This window comes from Bacillus sp. FSL K6-3431 (assembly GCF_038002605.1).
In the GTDB taxonomy this organism is placed as follows: domain Bacteria; phylum Bacillota; class Bacilli; order Bacillales; family Bacillaceae_C; genus Lederbergia.
Genome location: NZ_JBBOCT010000001.1, coordinates 1,103,961 through 1,121,844 on the forward strand (window position 1 = coordinate 1,103,961; position 17,884 = coordinate 1,121,844).

The following is a 17,884-nucleotide window of genomic DNA, read 5'->3' on the forward strand; positions in this document are numbered from 1 at the left end:
TAAATGTTCATTTGATCGATAAATAAAAATCACCCTGCCTCTAGGGATTTTCCCCCTAATGCAGAGTGACTTCGATTTGGTTAAAACCAGAATAAAAGAAGGTTATACTTAATATCTATTTTCTTCATTTCTATCTGGTACCTCTAATATGATCATGTCCGATCCAATTGTGCGAATAAAATGCCATGGAACTCTGATTTCATCCGTTCCTTTTCTTATACCTAACCATTTCCCAGAAGGGATAATTAAATGATTAATTTCACCTGTGCGACTATTGATTTCTAAATCCGTTTGTCCAAGAATTCCTAACCTTTCTGCTTTTCGATAATCTACAATTTCTTTTCCTCCCAGTTCACTAAGACGCATGATGATGCCCCTCCTTTTGTTCTTATTAGTTATATATAGGTGACCTAGCCTACTTTTAGAATCAAAAAAACCCTTTCGCTTAGAAAGGGTGGGAAATTTTAGCTTAATCCATTTGGAAGTTTGGTATCTGGACTAATTAAAGCAATGCTATATTGATCAGTAAATATTTGATTTGTAATTCTATTTACACTTTCAATTGTAACCTGATCAATCTCTTCAATTATTTGGTCTAACGTCCGATGTTTACCTAATAAAAGTTCATTTTTTCCATTTCTACTCATCCTGCTGTTTGTACTTTCAAGACTAAGCATTAGATTGCCTTTTAATTGTTCTTTACTATTATTAAGTTCTTTTTTCGTAATGCCTTTATCTTTTAATATACTTAGGGTTGCTTGAATTGTTTCATACAATTTGTTCATCTGCTCAGAACCTGTTCCCCCATAAATAGTCACAAGACCACTATCTTTAAATGAGGAATGGTAGGAAAATACGGAATAGGCTAGTCCTTTTTCTTCACGTACTTCTTGGAATAGACGGGAAGACATACTACCTCCAAAGATATTATTCATTACAATTAAATCATATACATCATCATGACCAATCGGTAATCCTTCAAAGCCAATGCATAAATGGGCTTGTTCTGTTTCTTTTTGTTTAACAGCATTATTAGTATGAAATAAGGGAATGTTAATAGACTCTGGCTTCTTCCCTCTTTCGAATGAACCAAAATACTGTTCAATTTCTTTTAAAAACGATTCTTTCACATTTCCTGCGATGGAAATAACTATATCTTCTGGAGTGTACATATCATGCACATACGCTTTTAATTTTTCACTTGTTAAAGCCTGCAAGCTAGCTTCCGTACCCAAAATAGGGAATCCAAGTGGATGTGTTTTATATATAGATTTACTCAGCAAGTCGTGGATAATATCATCTGGTGCGTCTTCGTACATCTTGATTTCTTCAAGCACTACATTTTTTTCCTTTTCCAGTTCATCGCTATCAAAGGTAGAATTAAAAAACATATCAGCTAACACTTCTAACGCATAAGGGGCATGGTTATCAAGTACTTTTGCATAATAACATGTGTATTCTTTCGATGTAAACGCATTAACTTGGCCACCAATAGAATCAAATGATTCCGCAATTTCTCTAGCATTTCTTGTTTCTGTTCCTTTAAAGTACATATGCTCCAAAAAATGAGAAATCCCATTATTCTCTTCCTTTTCATCTCGAGAACCTGTTCCTACCCAAATACCTATTGCTACGGAACGGACTGTTGGTATTTCTTCTAGTACAATTCTTACGCCATTTTGACATGTATATTTCTTTATCATTAAAAATCCTCCTGTTCGTGGTGCAAAAAGCTACTCATGTTTCCATGAATTTTTATATGATTTTTATTTGTTATATATTTGATCCGGATTACTGCTTTGTAATTTTATAATTCTTTCTTCATCTAGTAATTTTGAAACGGTTCCGATCCGTAAATGATGCGATTTTAACTTATTGATTATTTCTGCGAGTGCTTTTGCTGTAGATTCAGTAGGATGCATCAAGATCATCGCTCCCGGATGTACATTCGACATTACCTGCTGTGTTAGCTTATCCGGTGAAGGGTTGTTCCAATCTATTGTATCAATTGTCCACATTACAGTATACTGCTTTAATGAATGCACTATTTCAATCGTTTCATTACGATATCTACCACCTGGTGGACCGAACCAAGTTACTTTTTTATCTGTGATCGCTTCAATCACTTCATTGGTCTTTTCTATTTCAGATTTTGTTTCGGAGGTTCCCAACAATTCCATATTTGGCTGGCTATATGAGTGATTACCAAGTTCATGACCATTTTCAGCAATCAAATTTACCAAATCCGGATTTTTTTTAACCCATCTACCTTCAAGGAAAAAAGTTGCTTGTACACTATTTTCTTTTAATATTGCAAGCATTTCAGGTAAATATTCATTTCCCCCTGCAACATTAATTAATAAACTAACCATCGGTTTATCTGGATGTCCGCGAAAGATTGGTGATGGTGGCAAATCTTTTAAATGGACAAATGGAGCAATTTGTACAAATACTAGTTTCCTCTCATCAAACCGCATTTCTTTTCTCATTATTTTATAAGATGAATCCACATCTACTTTAATTCCATTATAACCAGGTATAGCCTTCCAAACCTTATCTATTCTTGCATCTTGTGGTGCGATATAGTATCTTTCTGCAGCTTGTTTAATTTTATTATATAATGCACTTTGTTTGCCATTAACATACACTGCATCTATTTTTAAGCTTGTAAGATAGATATTAATGTAAGGATTAAAGATAGCCAACATGAATAGGATACCAACCAGGCTAATTCCAAGCAAGTTTTTTGTATATTTCATATTTATGCTCCTCCTTCAGCATTAATTTATGCCGAGAAGGACGAGGTAGAACAAAAAAGCCAGGTTGCCCTGGCTTTTTGTTTATTTAGATCAACAATGTAGGTCACATTGACCTTGATGTGGAAAATATAGATATTATTCGTTTCCTACATACGTCTATTGCTTATCTTTATTATTTCTGTTGTTGTTCTTTTTGTTCTTTTAACACTGCTTTTCTTGAAATGTTCACTCTGCCTTGGTTATCTATTTCGATGACTTTGACGAGTAGTTCATCACCAATTGCTACAACATCTTCTACTTTGTTAACTCGTTCTTCGGCAAGCTGAGAAATGTGTACCAATCCATCTTTTCCAGGGAATAGTTCTACGAAAGCACCGAATTTCTCGATACGCTTAACTTTTCCTAGGTACATTTCACCGATTTCAACTTCGCGCACAATATCTTCGATGATTTTTTTCGCTTTAGCATTCATTTCATCATCAGCAGAAGCGATAAAAACTTTACCATCTTGTTCAATATCAATTTTCACGCCAGTTTCTTCGATGATTTTATTAATCTGTTTCCCGCTTGGCCCAATCACATCTCTGATTTTATCCGGATGAATATTCATCGTAAGTATTTTTGGTGCATACTCTGATAAGCGTTTGTTTGGCTCAGCTAACGTTTGATTCATAGATTCAAGAATATGCATGCGGCCGTGTTTAGCTTGTGTCATCGCTTCTTCAAGTATTTCCCGTGAAAGTCCAGAAATTTTAATATCCATTTGTAGCGCAGTAATTCCATTGGATGTACCTGCAACTTTAAAGTCCATATCACCTAGGTGATCTTCCATTCCTTGTATATCAGTTAAAATCGTATAATGTTCCCCTGTTTTTACTAATCCCATAGCAATTCCAGCAACGGGAGCTTTGATTGGAACACCTGCATCCATCATCGCTAAAGTACTTGCACAAATACTTGCTTGTGAAGATGAACCATTGGATTCCAACACTTCAGAAACAAGCCTAATCGTGTAAGGGAAGTCGACTTCGTTTGGAATAACTGGCTCTAATGCGCGTTCTCCTAAAGCACCATGACCGATTTCACGACGTCCTGGTCCACGTATTGGCCCTGTTTCACCAACACTAAAGTGTGGGAAATTATAATGGTGCATGAAACGCTTAGTCTCTTCAATTCCTAGTCCATCAAGTATTTGTACGTCTCCTAATGCACCAAGAGTACAAATACTTAAAGCCTGTGTTTGACCGCGCGTAAATAATCCTGATCCATGTGTTCTTGCCAATAATCTAACTTGAGAAGCAAGCGGACGAATTTCATCAGGTTTACGACCATCTGGACGAATTTTCTCAACCGTGATTAATCTACGTACTTCTTCTTTCACTAAATTATTCAAGATTTGTTTTACATCACTAATTGTTTCCTCTTCCATACCTTCACGCTCTGAGAACTCAGTAATAACTTGCTTATTTACACTTTGAATTGCTTCTTCACGTGCATGTTTTTCTTCTACTTGAATTGCTGCAACTAAGCTATTTTCACAGATGCTACGTACTTCAGCTTCAAGTTCTTGATTAACTTCATAAAGCTCAATTTCTCTTTTAGGTTTAGCAACTTGTGCAACAATTTCTTCTTGGAATGAAATCAAACGTTTAATTTCATCATGGCCGAACATGATAGCTTCTAGCATCGCTGCTTCTGATACTTCCTTAGCTCCTGCTTCTACCATGTTTATAGCATCTTTTGTTCCAGCTACAATTAGATCTATATCACTTTTTTCTACCTGCTCAACTGAAGGATTAATAATAAACTCTCCGTCTACTCTACCTACCATTACTCCAGCTATCGGTCCTTCAAATGGAATATCCGAAATGCTTAATGCAAGAGATGATCCGAACATTGCAGCCATTTCTGATGAACAATCTTGGTCCACACTCATTACAACACTCACAACTTGAACTGCATTTCTGAAGCCATCAGCAAATAACGGACGGATTGGACGGTCGATCAATCGACTTGCAAGAATTGCCTTCTCACTAGGTCTTCCTTCTCTTTTAATGAACCCACCTGGAATTTTACCGACTGCATATAGACGTTCCTCGTAATTTACTGTTAACGGAAAAAAGTCAACCGCTTTTGCTTCTTTAGAAGCTGTAACAGCACAGAGAACAGCTGTATCGCCATATCTAACGAGAACTGCTCCATTTGCTTGTTTTGCTAATTGACCTACTTCCACTGTTAACTTACGTCCAGCCCAGTCAATACTAAATGTTTTTTTCTCTTGCTCCATAAAGAAAACGCCTCTCTTCCATGGGCGAAATTTTTTCGCCATCATATGTGTTTTTAAATTTTCTTTTCACTTTGTTATATCTGATTTCATCATGCCTACTACACACTGAACATTAGACATAGATATGATCTGCCTAGCTTCAATTCATTTCTCTTCATATGCATGTCCAATGTTCAGTTCTGTCACGTTTTAAATGACAGTCCTTAGCAGTATAGCCGCAGTTGGCAATAATGAAACCAGATATTACCATATAGCTTCCTGATTTGTGTTAAACCTAACAAAAAAGCGGGAATATATCCCGCTTTCTTCATTTGGCTCCACGCAAAATTAGCGACGGAGGCCAAGGCTGTTGATCAATTCACGATAACGTTGTACGTCATTGTTACGAAGATAAGTCAATAGATTACGACGTCGACCTACCATTTTCATTAAACCACGTCTTGAATGATGATCTTTTTTGTGCATACGCAAATGGTCGTTAAGTGTATTAATATCTGCAGTTAGAACTGCAATTTGCACTTCTGGAGAACCAGTATCTGTTTCATGAATCTTATATTGGTTGATGATCTCGTTTTTTCGCTCTTGAGAAATCGCCATCCTGTTTCACCTCCTGTTTTTACAATCCCCTGTTACCTAGCAATCGTCGGTGAGTCGATTTGCCAAGCAAAGGTTCTTGATACTGTATTAGAATACATCTTTCTTGAAGAAAAATCAAGTTTATTTGTCGATTGTCTCAAAGTAATTCACAGTAGTTATTTTATCTTTTGATATTTGTGTTTTCAACTCTTCTATCCCATTAAACTTTTGTTCATCCCTTATTCTAATATGCCATTTCAACTCGATTTCTTCCCCATAAATGGATTGATCGAAATCAAGTATATGTACCTCTATCGATAAGTCCGATTTATTTGGATCTTTAAAGGTTGGTTTATATCCAATATTGCAAACCCCGTCTTTCCAACTCCCGGCTACTAAAATGCGAACAGCGTAAACGCCTGTTTTTGGTATAATATAATCGTTATGCAATTGTATATTTGCCGTTGGAAATCCGATTGTTCTACCCCGCTTTTCGCCATGGATAACAGTTCCTCTTGTTGCATAAAAACGCCCCAATAATTTTTTTGCTTCTAGCATAGAGCCTTCACTTAATAGCTTCCTAATTGCAGTTGAACTAATTTTCTCTTGTTTTTCTTCCAATTTACCGACAGTAGTAACTTCAAACTTTCCATCTGCATGAACTAATAAAGTATCCATCGTGCCCTTCCCGTATTTCCCGTAAGAATAATCGAATCCGGCTACAGCATGTTGGATATTCAGTTTAGCAAGATAATCTTCGACAAATTCTTCAGGAGTTAAGTTGGAAAATGCCGAAGTAAAACGAACAATAAACAAATAATCTACACCTAGATCAGCGATCAAATCAATCTTATTTTGTAAAGGGGTAATATATTGAATAGGCGTGTTTTCCTTTGCAAGGACAACTGATGGATGTGGATCAAATGTCATTACAGCACTTTTCCAACCATTTGTCTTCGCAATTTCCTTAGCAATTCCGATCACCTTTTGATGACCTCTATGTACCCCATCGAAAAAACCAAGAGCGATAGAGAGCGCTGGAAAATCTTCTTTGTTACATGTATGTGGGTGATGAATCATCATAACTTTCATTGTTTGTCACCTAATTTCAAGCATATTATTTCGTCAGTTAATTCTTAATACCTTAACCGGTTTTATTGCTAATTTATTTTCTGGATGAAGCTGATAAATAGCAATTACTTTGCCCTTATAAAACATCGATACTTGACCATCAGGCCATATTTCAGGCTTATTTAGAACTGCACCATTTTTAACCTTTTCAGCTGTTTTATCGTCTATTTCCAAAACCGATAATTGTTCCAACCCTTTTTCTAACGGAAATATAATTTCATCTAATGTGTCTAATGTAATCATACTTTCCAATTGCTCAAATGTCACACAATCTTGCTCAGTAAATGCAGCAGATGCAACCCGCACTAATTTGGACATATGTGCCGGATATCCTAACTTTTCGCCCATCATTACTGCAAGTGTACGAATATATGTCCCTTTGCTGCAACTTACTCGAAACTTAAATGATAAAAGACCATTTTCATGAGATTGTAGGTCTTCAAGAAGTTCGAGTTCATAAATGGATACTGTTCTTGCTGGCCTTTCAATTTCTATGCCAGCCCGCGCATATTCATACAGCTTTTTCCCATTTACTTTAACCGCTGAAAACATAGGTGGGGTTTGTGTGATCTGACCTGTTAAAGAATGAAGAACAGCACTAATCTCGTCTATCGATATAGGTTGGGAAATTCTTTTTTCCTCTACGATATCTCCAGAGGAATCCTCCGTCGTAGTGGAAAAACCTATGGTAACTTCGCCTTCATAAACCTTCCCGGCTTCAGTAATATACTCCGCAATTTTAGTTGCCCTGCCAAGACAGATGGGCAACACACCTTCTACATCAGGATCTAGTGTTCCCGTATGCCCTACTTTTTTCATTTTTAGCATCTTACGGATTTTAAACACACAATCATGTGAGGTGAGCCCTTTTGGTTTCCATAAAGGTAATATTCCCTCCATTAGTCTTCCTCCTTTCCAGTCCCTCTGTGAGTTTTTCGCCAATAGAGGATGTTAAATAGTCACCAAATGATAATTGGCGAATTTCTGCATGCTCGGTATAGATATAATCAGAAAAAAAGATAGACTTTACGTCTATCCATTTTTCCTTTGCATTAGTCTTCCTTAATTTGTTTAAGTAATGTTTCAATTTTATTACCATACGCAATTGATTCATCAAACTCAAAACTAATTTCAGGCGTTTTACGCAATCGAATTCTTTGGCCAATTTCCGCTCTGATAAATCCTGTTGCCGTAGCAAGACCTTTTAGTGTATCTTCCTTCTGTTCATCATCTCCGAGAACAGAAATGTATATCGTAGCCTGTTGAAGATCTCCTGTTACTTTTACATCCGTAACAGTGACAAAGCCGATTCTAGGATCTTTGATTTTTCGGCTAATGATTTCACCGAGCTCTTTTTTCATTTGTTCGCCCACACGATTAGCACGCAAACTCATTTCAAACACCTCTCATTACAGCCACTCAAATATCGTAGAAGTTCTTTCCCATTCTGGAAAAGAATCAAGAAATTTGATGGCATGATCAAGTTCACGCTCAGTCACTTGCTGAGAAGAAGATACAGTCACTATGGCAATCTTTGTAAGTTGCCATAGGTTCTGATGATCTATTTCAGAAATGGAAACATTGAACTTTTGTTTCACTCTTGTTATGACTCGCTGAAGAACAGCACGTTTTTCTTTCAATGATTGTGAAGTGTAAATTTTATATTCACATTCACAATAGCCTATCATTTCCGTTCAATTTCTTCCATTACATATGCTTCGATGATGTCTCCATCCTTCACATCATTAAAGTTTTTAATTGTAATACCGCATTCATAGCCTTGATTTACTTCTTTTACATCGTCTTTAAAACGTTTTAGATCATCTATTACACCTTCAAAAATAACAATACCGTCTCTAATTAAACGAATACCACTATCGCGGGTGATTTTGCCGTCGATTACGTAAGATCCTGCAATCGTACCAATTTTTGATACTTTGAAAGTTGTTCTTACTTCAGCCTGTCCGATGATTTTCTCTTCAAATTCTGGATCAAGCATACCTTTCATCGCCGCTTCGATTTCTTCGATCGCCTTATAAATAACACGGTGCAAACGAATTTCTACATTTTCTGTATCAGCGACCCGTTTGGCATTTACATCTGGGCGAACATTAAAACCAATCATAATAGCATTAGACGCAGCAGCTAAAGTTACATCTGATTCGTTAATTGCTCCAACGGCAGTATGAATGATTTTGATGTTTACACCTTCTACATCAATTTGTCTAAGAGCCGCAGCTAACGCCTCTGCTGATCCCTGTGTATCTGCTTTAACGATAACATATAAATCCTTCATTTCACCTTGTTTCATTTGGTCAAATAAAGTATCTAAGCTAACACGCGAGCTTTCATTACGAGATGCTTGAATTGATTCTTGTGCTCGAATGTCACCAATATGTCTAGCTGTCTTTTCGTCTTTAAATACGACAAATCTGTCTCCCGCTTGTGGAACATCACTTAATCCAGTAATTTCAACAGGTGTAGATGGTGTAGCTTCTTTTACACGTCTACCAACATCATTAACCATTGCACGAACACGTCCATAAGTTGCTCCTACTACGATCGGATCACCAATTTTTAATGTTCCATTTTGAACTAATAATGTAGCAACTGATCCTCTTCCTTTATCCAATTGCGCTTCGATAACTGTTCCAATTGCATTTCGATTAGGATTCGCTTTAAATTCCTCTACTTCGCTTACTAGTAAAATCATTTCAAGCAAGCTGTCAATTCCTTCACCTTTTAAAGCAGATATAGGAACAAATATAGTATCCCCACCCCAAGCTTCAGATACTAACCCATGTTCTGTCAGTTCCTGCATTACTCGATCAGGATTTGCGGTTGGTTTATCCATTTTATTAACGGCAACAATGATTGGAACTTCTGCTGCTTTGGCATGGTTAATAGCTTCAATTGTTTGAGGCATTACCCCATCATCCGCTGCAACTACGAGAATGGTAATATCTGTTACTTTAGCTCCACGAGCACGCATTGTTGTAAACGCAGCATGACCTGGTGTATCTAAAAATGTGATATTCTTCCCATTTGAATCAATTTGATATGCACCGATATGTTGCGTTATCCCACCAGCTTCACCAGCTGTTACTTTTGTATTACGTAATGAATCAAGTAAAGTTGTTTTACCATGGTCAACATGCCCCATAATAGTGACTACAGCAGGACGCTCTATTAAGCTTTCCTCATCGTCCTCAGTAAAATACACTTCAAGATCTGTCTCATCAATTTGAACTTCTTCTTCTACAGCCACACCATACTCAGTACAAATTAACTCAATTGAATCATGATCTAAATCTTGGTTAATTGTTGCAATGACTCCAAGTAAAAATAATTTTTTAATTAATTCAGATGGTTCCCGATGAAGTTTTTTCGCTAATTCTCCGACAGTTAATGATACAGTGAAAGTAATTTTCTCAGGAAGCTCTTTTTGTTTTTGTGGAGCAGGCTGATGCTGTTGCGGTTTCTGTCTTTGTTTGATGTTTTTATTCGTATTGCCTCTACGTTGTTTATTAAATCCTTTATTACCGGGTTTTTGTTGTGTTGGTTTGGTTTGTTTTTGATTTGATGTACTATTCTTCATATTAGTTTTAGTTTGCCCCATCTCATTATTACGCCCACTCGCTTGTTGATTCGCAGATGTTTGTGTTTGTGGTTTATCATTTCTGCGTTGCGGAGACGTTTGTTGGTTTTGTTTCTGATTAGTCTGTGGTCTTTGTTTGTGCTGCATGTTTTCTTGCACTGGCTTACTGTTGCCCGAAGCATTCCCTTTAAATAAAGCATCAAGCTTCCCAGCAACCTCCCCATCAATTGTAGACATATGATTGGAGACTTCGATATTCATACTGTTTAATTTCTCAATTACAGTTTTACTTGAAGTGTTTTGTTTCTTAGCATATTCATATACGCGTAATTTACTCATATGGTCACCCCCGTTTTATTCATCGAGCATTGAAGCCATTTTCTTGGCAAAACCTTCATCTGTGAGCGCTACTACTACTCTGGCTTCCTTCCCAATCGCATGGCCAAGTTGTTCTCGCGATTCAACATATAGATAAGGGACGTTATAGAAATTGCATTTATCTTGTAATTTTTTTGTTGTATTAGAAGAAGCATCTTTAGAGATAATAACAAGCTTAGCTCTTGATTGTTGGATCTCTTTGACCACTAATTCTTCACCCGAAACCGTTTTTCTTGCCCGAGTTGCCAACCCTAGCAATGACATCCATTTTTCTTTTTTTATACTATTAATTTTTACCACCATCTATGATCGCCAAGAGCTCTTCATATACTGATTTATCAACTTGAGCATGTAATTGACTTGCTAGTACATTCTTCTTTTGTGCAGTCAGAACTGCCTCGCGATCTTTCGAGATATAAGCGCCCCTACCAGATTTTTTCCCAGTGGGATCAACGGAAACATCGCCTTCTTTTGAGCGTACAATCCTAATCATTTCTTTTTTTGGTTTCATTTCTCCCGTTGCCAAACATTTACGCAAAGGAATTTTCTTTTGTACTGCCATTATACCTCACCTCTATTCGATTCTTTCATCCGTTAAATCGAAAGGTTCTTCATCTTCATCCTCAAAAAGGAGGATATTAGCGTCTTCGCGTGGATAAATATTAGCTTCACGAGCATCTGTTTCACTTTTGATATCAATTTTCCAACCAGTTAATTTCGCTGCAAGTCGAGCATTTTGGCCTCGTTTACCAATAGCTAGTGATAATTGATAGTCAGGTACTATTACTGTCGTTGCTTTATCTTCCTCATGTACTATTACATCTAGTACCTTAGATGGACTTAGCGCATTAGCGACAAATATGACTGGGTCTTGAGACCATTCAACTATATCAACCTTTTCACCTTTTAGCTCATTTACAATTGCTTGTACACGTGCGCCTCTTGGGCCTACGCATGATCCTACTGGGTCTACTTCGGCATTATCCGTACTTACAGAGATTTTCGAGCGATCTCCGGCTTCGCGAGCTACAGAATTTATTTCAACTGTGCCATCATAGATCTCAGGCACCTCTACTTCAAATAGTCTTTTCAGTAGTCCAGGATGTGTACGGGAAACGTAAATCTGTGGACCTTTTGTTGTCTTTTCAACTTTAGTAATATAAACTTTAATGCGGTCATGCGGTTTATACGTTTCATTTGGCATTTGTTCACTTTGAGGTAGTAGTGCTTCAATCTTTCCAAGACTCACATATATGAATCGTGGATCTTGCCGCTGCACTATCCCAGTCATAATATCGTCTTCACGATCTACGAACTCAGAATAAATAATGCCCCGCTCTGCTTCTCTTACACGTTGAGTAACAACTTGCTTAGCCGTTTGCGCTGCGATTCTGCCAAAGTCTTTTGGAGTTACTTCTAATTCTACAATATCACTTGGTTCATAAGCCGGATTAATTTTTCTAGCTTCATCTAATGATATTTCTAATCTTGAGTCAAAAACCTCATCAACGATTTCTTTACGTGCGAATACTCTCATCGTCCCAGTGTTCAAATTTAAATCGACACGAACATTCTGGGCTTGATTAAAGTTCCGTTTATAGGCCGATACAAGCGCAGCTTCTATCGCTTCTATTAATACATCACGCGAAATACCTTTTTCCTTTTCCAATATAATCAGAGCATCTAATAATTCTGAGCTCATGACAATGTCATCCCCTTTAGGCCCATAGGGCGTGGCAAATTCAGCCTACGCCCCAGTGTTAATTTAAAAAATTATTGCTAATCTGGCTTTTGCTACTTTATCAAATGGAATTTCTACTGTCATTGTTCGTGTTTTGATTTTGACTTCTATTATAAGGATTCCTTCGTTATAAGATATAAGCCTACCTTCAAACACTTTTTCTCCGTCAATAGGTTCGTACGTTTTAATATTCACATTTTTATCGATAGCTTTCAAAAAGTCTGCTTCTTTTTTTAATGGGCGTTCTGCCCCAGGAGACGAAACTTCAAGAAAATAGTTATGTGGAATTGGATCCAATTCATCTAGTTGTTCACTGAGACGTTCGCTAACAATACCACATTCCTCAATATCGACGCCATTCTCTTTGTCAATAAACAAACGGAGAAACCAATTCTTCCCCTCTTTTACATACTCAATATCAACTAATTCGAGATTCAAATCCTCTAATATAGGGATTGTAAGTTCTTCTACAATACTCGTTACTTTACTCATAATAACCTCCAGGATAAGAGTTTCAACGGTTTAATATACCAGATTATCCGCAACAATACGAAAGAGTGGGGGGCGCCCACTCTTTTGTCAACAGAGAGTTATTCACAGTATTTCCATTAAAAATATACCATAACCACTATTCTTTTGCAAACCATCAAAAGCGTAAGTTGCTTGCCCAGGGGCGACAAGCATAAGATGAGCGTTGACAGGAGGCGGACTTTGCCTCCAGTCAACGATTGGCTTATGAGCCCCTAGCACCTGAAGCTCGACGAGTCAAAAGCGTACAGTGCTTACGATGGAAGAACTGCTAACATCTTGCGGGCCTCCGAACAAGCACAGATGTTATGGATAGTGGCGGACTGTGGACGAAGCAGAACGACTTGTGACCTCAAAAGGTATGCACTGAAGCTAGAATAGGATCAAAAGCGTAAGCGCCTGTTGTGGAAGAACGGGTAATTCATTTCTACCATGTTCTGTGGCAACCTCGCCCATACCCGATCATGACCCCGTGGACTTCGAATTCAATCGTAATCAACTCATGGCCTTGAACCCGAATCAATCATATAACTATTAAAACAATGATAATTGATTTTGATCTGGTAGTGATTCTAAACATCCGTGATTATCAAGGTACTCTATGATTGTTTTCGATACCTTACCGCGTTGCTGTAAATCCTCTTTTGAAAGGAATTCTCCATCTTTTCGGGAATTTACAATATTCAAAGCAGCATTTGTTCCAAGTCCTGGGATTGCATTAAATGGTGGTATAAGTGTGTTACCATCAATAATAAACTCCGTTGCACTTGATCGATATAGATCAACCCGTTGAAATTGATAATTTCTTTCACACATTTCTAACGCTATTTCTAAAACTGTCATTACATTCTTTTCTTTTGTCGATGCTTCAAGACCCTTTGCGTTGATTTCTTGAAGACGGGCCCGAATCGTTTCTGACCCTCGCACCATCGCATCTAAATCGAAGTCATTCGCGCGTACTGTAAAATATGCAGCGTAATATAGTAGAGGATGATGGACTTTGAAATAGGCAATACGAACAGCCATTAACACATATGCTGCCGCATGCGCTTTAGGGAACATATACTTTATTTTCTTACATGAGTCAATATACCACCCTGGTACATTGTTTTTCTTCATCTCTTCTTCCCATTCTGGATCCAACCCTTTACCTTTCCGAACAGACTCCATGATTTTAAATGCCAAAGAAGGCTCTAATCCTTGATAAATTAGATAAACCATAATATCATCTCGACACCCAATTACTTCAGGGAGCGTACATGTTTTTGCATGAATTAGTTCCTGAGCATTCCCTAGCCATACATCGGTACCATGAGATAATCCAGATATTTGTACTAACTCGGAGAAAGTCGTCGGTTTTGTATCCTCTAACATTTGCCGAACAAAGCTTGTTCCAAATTCCGGAATACCATAAGTACCTGTTTTACACATAATTTGCTCTGGTGTTACGCCAAGGGTTTCAGGTCCACTGAAAATCTTCATTACTTCGGGATCATCTGTAGGAATAGTTGTTGGATCAATCCCACTTAAATCTTGTAGCATTCTAATAACAGTAGGATCATCATGACCAAGAATATCTAGTTTTAATAAGTTATTATCTATTGAATGAAAATCAAAATGAGTTGTCTTCCACTCTGATTCTTTATCATCTGCTGGAAATTGAATAGGTGAAAAATCAAAAATTTCCATATCATCTGGTACAACAATAATCCCACCTGGATGCTGTCCCGTGTTTCTTTTTACTCCGGTACATCCTTGGACCAACCTATCAATTTCTGCATTCCTAAGCACTAAATTATTATCTTGGGAATAACCCTTCACATAACCATATGCAGTCTTTTCTGCAACTGTACCGATTGTTCCTGCCCTATACACATAATCCTCACCAAATAGAACCTTTGTGTAGTGATGTGCTTTTGGCTGATATTCCCCGGAAAAGTTGAGATCAATATCAGGAACCTTGTCTCCTTTAAATCCTAGGAATGTTTCAAAAGGGATATCATGTCCATCTTTTTTGTACCCCACTTTACATTCAGGGCAATCTTTATCAGGTAAATCAAACCCAGATCCTACTGAACCATCATCAAAAAACTGTGAATGTTTACACTTAGGACAAACATAATGAGGGGGGAGTGGGTTTACCTCAGTAATTTCAGTCATTGTTGCCACCAATGATGATCCTACAGACCCCCGTGACCCAACCAAATAACCATCATCAAGTGACTTTTTGACCAGCTTATGAGAAATTAAATAAATAACAGCAAATCCATGTCCGATAATACTTTTTAACTCTTTTTCCAATCTAGCTTCCACAATTTCTGGCAATTCTTCTCCATATATTGAATGAGCCATATCATAGCTCATTGTCCGAACTTCTTCTTCAGCGCCGTCTATTTTCGGTGTATATAAATCATCTTTAATCACTTTTACTGATTCAAGCCGATTAGCAATGGCATTTGTATTTTCAACAACAATCTTCTTCGCTACTTCTTCGCCAAGAAAAGAAAATTCTTGTAGCATTTCATTTGTAGTTCGGAAATGAACATCAGGAAGTTCACTACGATTCAATGGGTTTGCTCCACCTTGTGAGTTCACCAATATTTTACGATAAATTTTATCTTGTTCATTTAAATAATGTACATTACCTGTAGCAACAACAGGAAGATCTAAATCATCACCCATTTCTACAATATTTTTAATGATTTCCTCTAAATCTCGTTCATCACGTACAAGTTCACGTTCAATTAATGGCGCGTATACTGGCTTGGGATGAACCTCTAAATAATCATAAAAACCTGCGGCTTGTTCTGATTCCGCCCGGCCTTTTTGCATCATCGCTTCAAAAACTTCACCGTTTGAACAACCAGATCCAATGAGTAATCCTTCTCGGTGTTTTTCAAGAAGAGAGCGTGGAATACGCGGTACTCGGAAAAAGTAATTCATATGAGATATAGAGACAAGTTTAAATAGATTTTTTAAGCCAATTTCATTTTGAACAAGTAAAGTGCAGTGACTTGGCCTAGCTCGTTTATATGCATCGCCTTTTCCCATATTGTCATTAAACTGATCATGATATTCTATGCCTTGTTCTTTTGCATCTTTTAGCATTTTTAAAAATAAATACCCTGTTGCTTCTGCATCATAAATCGCCCTATGATGCTGGGTTAGTTCAATATCAAATCTTTTTGCTAAAGTGTTTAAGCGGTGATTTTTAAATTGTGGATAAAGAAATCTTCCCAACTCTAATGTGTCAATGACGGGGTTTGTTGATTTGCCAAGCCCCATTTTTTGTAGCCCAACATTTAAAAAACCCATATCAAATGATGCATTATGTGCGACATATATGGAGTCGCCTGACCAATCGTAAAATTTTTGCAGCATTTCATGTACTTCTGGCGCATCTTGAACCATATCGTCAGTAATACCTGTCAATTCAATGGTAGTCGCAGATAATCGATGATGTGGATTAGAAAAACTTTCAAATGTATCAATTACTTCTCCATCGCGAATCTTCACTGCAGCAAGTTCAATTATCGTATCATAAATAGCTGAAAGCCCAGTCGTCTCTACGTCAAAAACAATATATTCCGCTTCATCTAATAAATGATGAACGCTATTATAAGCAATAGGTACACCATCATCAACGAGATTAGCTTCTAAACCGTAAAGAATTTTAATGTCATGCTTTTTCCCAGCATTATACGCTTCCGGAAAAGACTGAACAACGGAATGATCTGTTAGAGCTATCGCTTGATGACCCCATTTTTTTGCTTGGGCTATATAATCAGATATAGATGATACAGCATCCATTTGGCTCATCGGAGAATGTAAATGAAGCTCGACACGCTTCGCTCCTTCCTCAGCAGTATCCATTCTGCCTCGTGGTCTTATCTCATTAATATCATTAGCCATCATAACGAGATCACGCACAAAAGTATCATTTTGAATACTTCCACGTACTCGTGCCCACATACCTTTTTTAACTAATTTTAATATCTCAGCATCTTCTTTATCCCTTGAAAATACTTTAACTAATATAGAATCAGTGTAATCCGTTATTTTAAACGTTAATAAGGTTCTTCCACTTCGTAGTTCTCTTATCTCTGCATTGAATATATACCCTTCAATAGCAATTCTGCGTTCTTCATCTACAATATCTTCAAGCTTCCTAAACTCTTCATCATTTTTAATAGTAATCCCGATCGTGACAGGTCCATTATGTGGTGTGCCACTATCCCTTGAAGCCTCTTGTTGTTGCATGTCAATAACAGCTTGCCTTGCACGTGCTTCATCTTCCTTTTGCTTCGCTTCCATAAAATGTTGGAATTCATCATTTGTAGCTTCATGTTCCTCGATTTCCGCATCGAGGGTAAAAGCCGGAAATCCAAATCCAACATATATCTTTTGAATGAGTCCAGCATATTTCATCTTTAATGTTTGGGCTTCTGTATCATTTCGTGCACTAACTATTATTTTATTCCCTTGGACTTTAGGAGTTTGCTCATTTAATAGTTTTAATAACATCGGAGAGATGCCATCTATTTCTTTGATACAGTGGCTCCAATAATCAACAATCATTTCCTCAGTGAAAGACTGGTCTCTTACAGTAAGACTAAATCGTATTGATGCAATATGCTGAAATGCATGGTGAAGTCGCTCCACAAACTGCGAATATATATTACATGGAATAATATTTTCAAAAATAAAATTAAAATGCCATTGTTTATTTTTTCGTTCGATTATTAATTTTTCTATCTCAGCGTTCTGGAAATGTTTCATTACTACGTCGTTTGTTAAATTTAATTGCTGTAGTAATAATAAAAAACGTTCCTTTTTTTCGGCAAGTTTATTATCCATTAGTCTACCTCCGATCCATATTACTTATA

At 37.2% G+C, this 17,884-nt stretch carries 15 protein-coding genes; all 15 read right to left on the reverse strand.

Annotated features, from left to right (window positions below; translation table 11 throughout):
* Positions 1–108: 108 nt before the first annotated feature.
* The 15 genes from MHB53_RS05600 to MHB53_RS05670 all read right to left on the reverse strand — a co-directional run bounded on the left by MHB53_RS05600 (position 109) and on the right by MHB53_RS05670 (position 17,855).
* Positions 109–366 (reverse strand): YlmC/YmxH family sporulation protein, encoded by a 258-nt coding sequence (locus MHB53_RS05600; RefSeq protein WP_340916185.1) that lies wholly within the window; start codon positions 364–366, stop codon positions 109–111.
* Positions 367–464: 98 nt separating this feature from the next.
* Positions 465–1,703, reverse strand: coding sequence for a M16 family metallopeptidase (locus MHB53_RS05605; protein WP_340916187.1), 1,239 nt, complete (start codon positions 1,701–1,703; stop codon positions 465–467).
* Positions 1,704–1,766: 63 nt separating this feature from the next.
* On the reverse strand, positions 1,767–2,759 hold the full coding sequence (locus tag MHB53_RS05610) for a polysaccharide deacetylase family protein (protein ID WP_340916188.1): 993 nt from the start codon (positions 2,757–2,759) through the stop codon (positions 1,767–1,769).
* Between the two features lie 172 nt (positions 2,760–2,931).
* A complete protein-coding gene (gene pnp / locus MHB53_RS05615; protein WP_340916189.1) occupies positions 2,932–5,046 on the reverse strand; it encodes a polyribonucleotide nucleotidyltransferase in 2,115 nt (704 codons plus the stop codon).
* 327 nt (positions 5,047–5,373) lie between these two features.
* Positions 5,374–5,643 (reverse strand): 30S ribosomal protein S15, encoded by a 270-nt coding sequence (gene rpsO, locus MHB53_RS05620; RefSeq protein WP_340916190.1) that lies wholly within the window; start codon positions 5,641–5,643, stop codon positions 5,374–5,376.
* 120 nt (positions 5,644–5,763) lie between these two features.
* A complete protein-coding gene (gene ribF, locus MHB53_RS05625) occupies positions 5,764–6,714 on the reverse strand; it encodes a bifunctional riboflavin kinase/FAD synthetase (RefSeq protein WP_340916191.1) in 951 nt (316 codons plus the stop codon).
* Positions 6,715–6,747: 33 nt separating this feature from the next.
* A complete protein-coding gene (gene truB, locus MHB53_RS05630) occupies positions 6,748–7,653 on the reverse strand; it encodes a tRNA pseudouridine(55) synthase TruB (RefSeq protein ID WP_340916192.1) in 906 nt (301 codons plus the stop codon).
* A 152-nt stretch (positions 7,654–7,805) separates the two neighbouring features.
* The gene (rbfA, locus tag MHB53_RS05635) at positions 7,806–8,147 is read right to left on the reverse strand and encodes a 30S ribosome-binding factor RbfA (RefSeq protein WP_340916193.1); all 342 of its coding nucleotides are present in this window, start codon (positions 8,145–8,147) and stop codon (positions 7,806–7,808) included.
* Positions 8,148–8,162: 15 nt separating this feature from the next.
* Positions 8,163–8,441, reverse strand: a complete 279-nt coding sequence (locus tag MHB53_RS05640; RefSeq protein ID WP_340916194.1) for a DUF503 domain-containing protein — start codon at positions 8,439–8,441, stop codon at positions 8,163–8,165.
* Entirely contained in the window at positions 8,438–10,690 is a 2,253-nt protein-coding gene (gene infB / locus MHB53_RS05645) for a translation initiation factor IF-2 (protein WP_340916195.1), read from the reverse strand. The genes MHB53_RS05640 and infB overlap by 4 nt, the downstream gene beginning before the upstream one ends.
* A gap of 15 nt (positions 10,691–10,705) precedes the next feature.
* A complete protein-coding gene (locus tag MHB53_RS05650; protein WP_445661400.1) occupies positions 10,706–11,032 on the reverse strand; it encodes a YlxQ family RNA-binding protein in 327 nt (108 codons plus the stop codon).
* Positions 11,016–11,291, reverse strand: coding sequence for an RNase P modulator RnpM (gene rnpM / locus MHB53_RS05655; RefSeq protein ID WP_340916196.1), 276 nt, complete (start codon positions 11,289–11,291; stop codon positions 11,016–11,018). Before rnpM ends, MHB53_RS05650 begins: the two co-directional genes overlap by 17 nt.
* 12 nt (positions 11,292–11,303) lie before the next feature.
* Positions 11,304–12,431 carry a transcription termination factor NusA gene (nusA, locus tag MHB53_RS05660; protein ID WP_340916197.1) on the reverse strand — a complete coding sequence of 376 codons (1,128 nt, stop codon included), beginning with the start codon at positions 12,429–12,431 and terminating at the stop codon, positions 11,304–11,306.
* A gap of 63 nt (positions 12,432–12,494) precedes the next feature.
* Complete coding sequence (gene rimP / locus MHB53_RS05665) at positions 12,495–12,962, reverse strand: ribosome maturation factor RimP (RefSeq protein WP_340916198.1); 468 nt, start codon at positions 12,960–12,962, stop codon at positions 12,495–12,497.
* A 570-nt stretch (positions 12,963–13,532) separates the two neighbouring features.
* Positions 13,533–17,855, reverse strand: a complete 4,323-nt coding sequence (locus MHB53_RS05670) for a PolC-type DNA polymerase III (RefSeq protein WP_340916200.1) — start codon at positions 17,853–17,855, stop codon at positions 13,533–13,535.
* Between the last annotated feature and the right edge of the window lie 29 nt (positions 17,856–17,884).

What these genes read in the sequence shown, in the direction of transcription:
- MHB53_RS05600 (WP_340916185.1), bottom strand. Translation starts at nt 366, where the DNA reads ATGCGTCTTAGTGAACTGGGAGGAAAAGAAATTGTAGATTATCGAAAA.
- MHB53_RS05605 (WP_340916187.1), bottom strand. Translation starts at nt 1,703, where the DNA reads ATGATAAAGAAATATACATGTCAAAATGGCGTAAGAATTGTACTAGAA.
- MHB53_RS05610 (WP_340916188.1), bottom strand. Translation starts at nt 2,759, where the DNA reads ATGAAATATACAAAAAACTTGCTTGGAATTAGCCTGGTTGGTATCCTA.
- pnp (WP_340916189.1), bottom strand. Translation starts at nt 5,046, where the DNA reads ATGGAGCAAGAGAAAAAAACATTTAGTATTGACTGGGCTGGACGTAAG.
- rpsO (WP_340916190.1), bottom strand. Translation starts at nt 5,643, where the DNA reads ATGGCGATTTCTCAAGAGCGAAAAAACGAGATCATCAACCAATATAAG.
- ribF (WP_340916191.1), bottom strand. Translation starts at nt 6,714, where the DNA reads ATGAAAGTTATGATGATTCATCACCCACATACATGTAACAAAGAAGAT.
- truB (WP_340916192.1), bottom strand. Translation starts at nt 7,653, where the DNA reads ATGGAGGGAATATTACCTTTATGGAAACCAAAAGGGCTCACCTCACAT.
- rbfA (WP_340916193.1), bottom strand. Translation starts at nt 8,147, where the DNA reads ATGAGTTTGCGTGCTAATCGTGTGGGCGAACAAATGAAAAAAGAGCTC.
- MHB53_RS05640 (WP_340916194.1), bottom strand. Translation starts at nt 8,441, where the DNA reads ATGATAGGCTATTGTGAATGTGAATATAAAATTTACACTTCACAATCA.
- infB (WP_340916195.1), bottom strand. Translation starts at nt 10,690, where the DNA reads ATGAGTAAATTACGCGTATATGAATATGCTAAGAAACAAAACACTTCA.
- MHB53_RS05650 (WP_445661400.1), bottom strand. Translation starts at nt 11,032, where the DNA reads ATGGTGGTAAAAATTAATAGTATAAAAAAAGAAAAATGGATGTCATTG.
- rnpM (WP_340916196.1), bottom strand. Translation starts at nt 11,291, where the DNA reads ATGGCAGTACAAAAGAAAATTCCTTTGCGTAAATGTTTGGCAACGGGA.
- nusA (WP_340916197.1), bottom strand. Translation starts at nt 12,431, where the DNA reads ATGAGCTCAGAATTATTAGATGCTCTGATTATATTGGAAAAGGAAAAA.
- rimP (WP_340916198.1), bottom strand. Translation starts at nt 12,962, where the DNA reads ATGAGTAAAGTAACGAGTATTGTAGAAGAACTTACAATCCCTATATTA.
- MHB53_RS05670 (WP_340916200.1), bottom strand. Translation starts at nt 17,855, where the DNA reads ATGGATAATAAACTTGCCGAAAAAAAGGAACGTTTTTTATTATTACTA.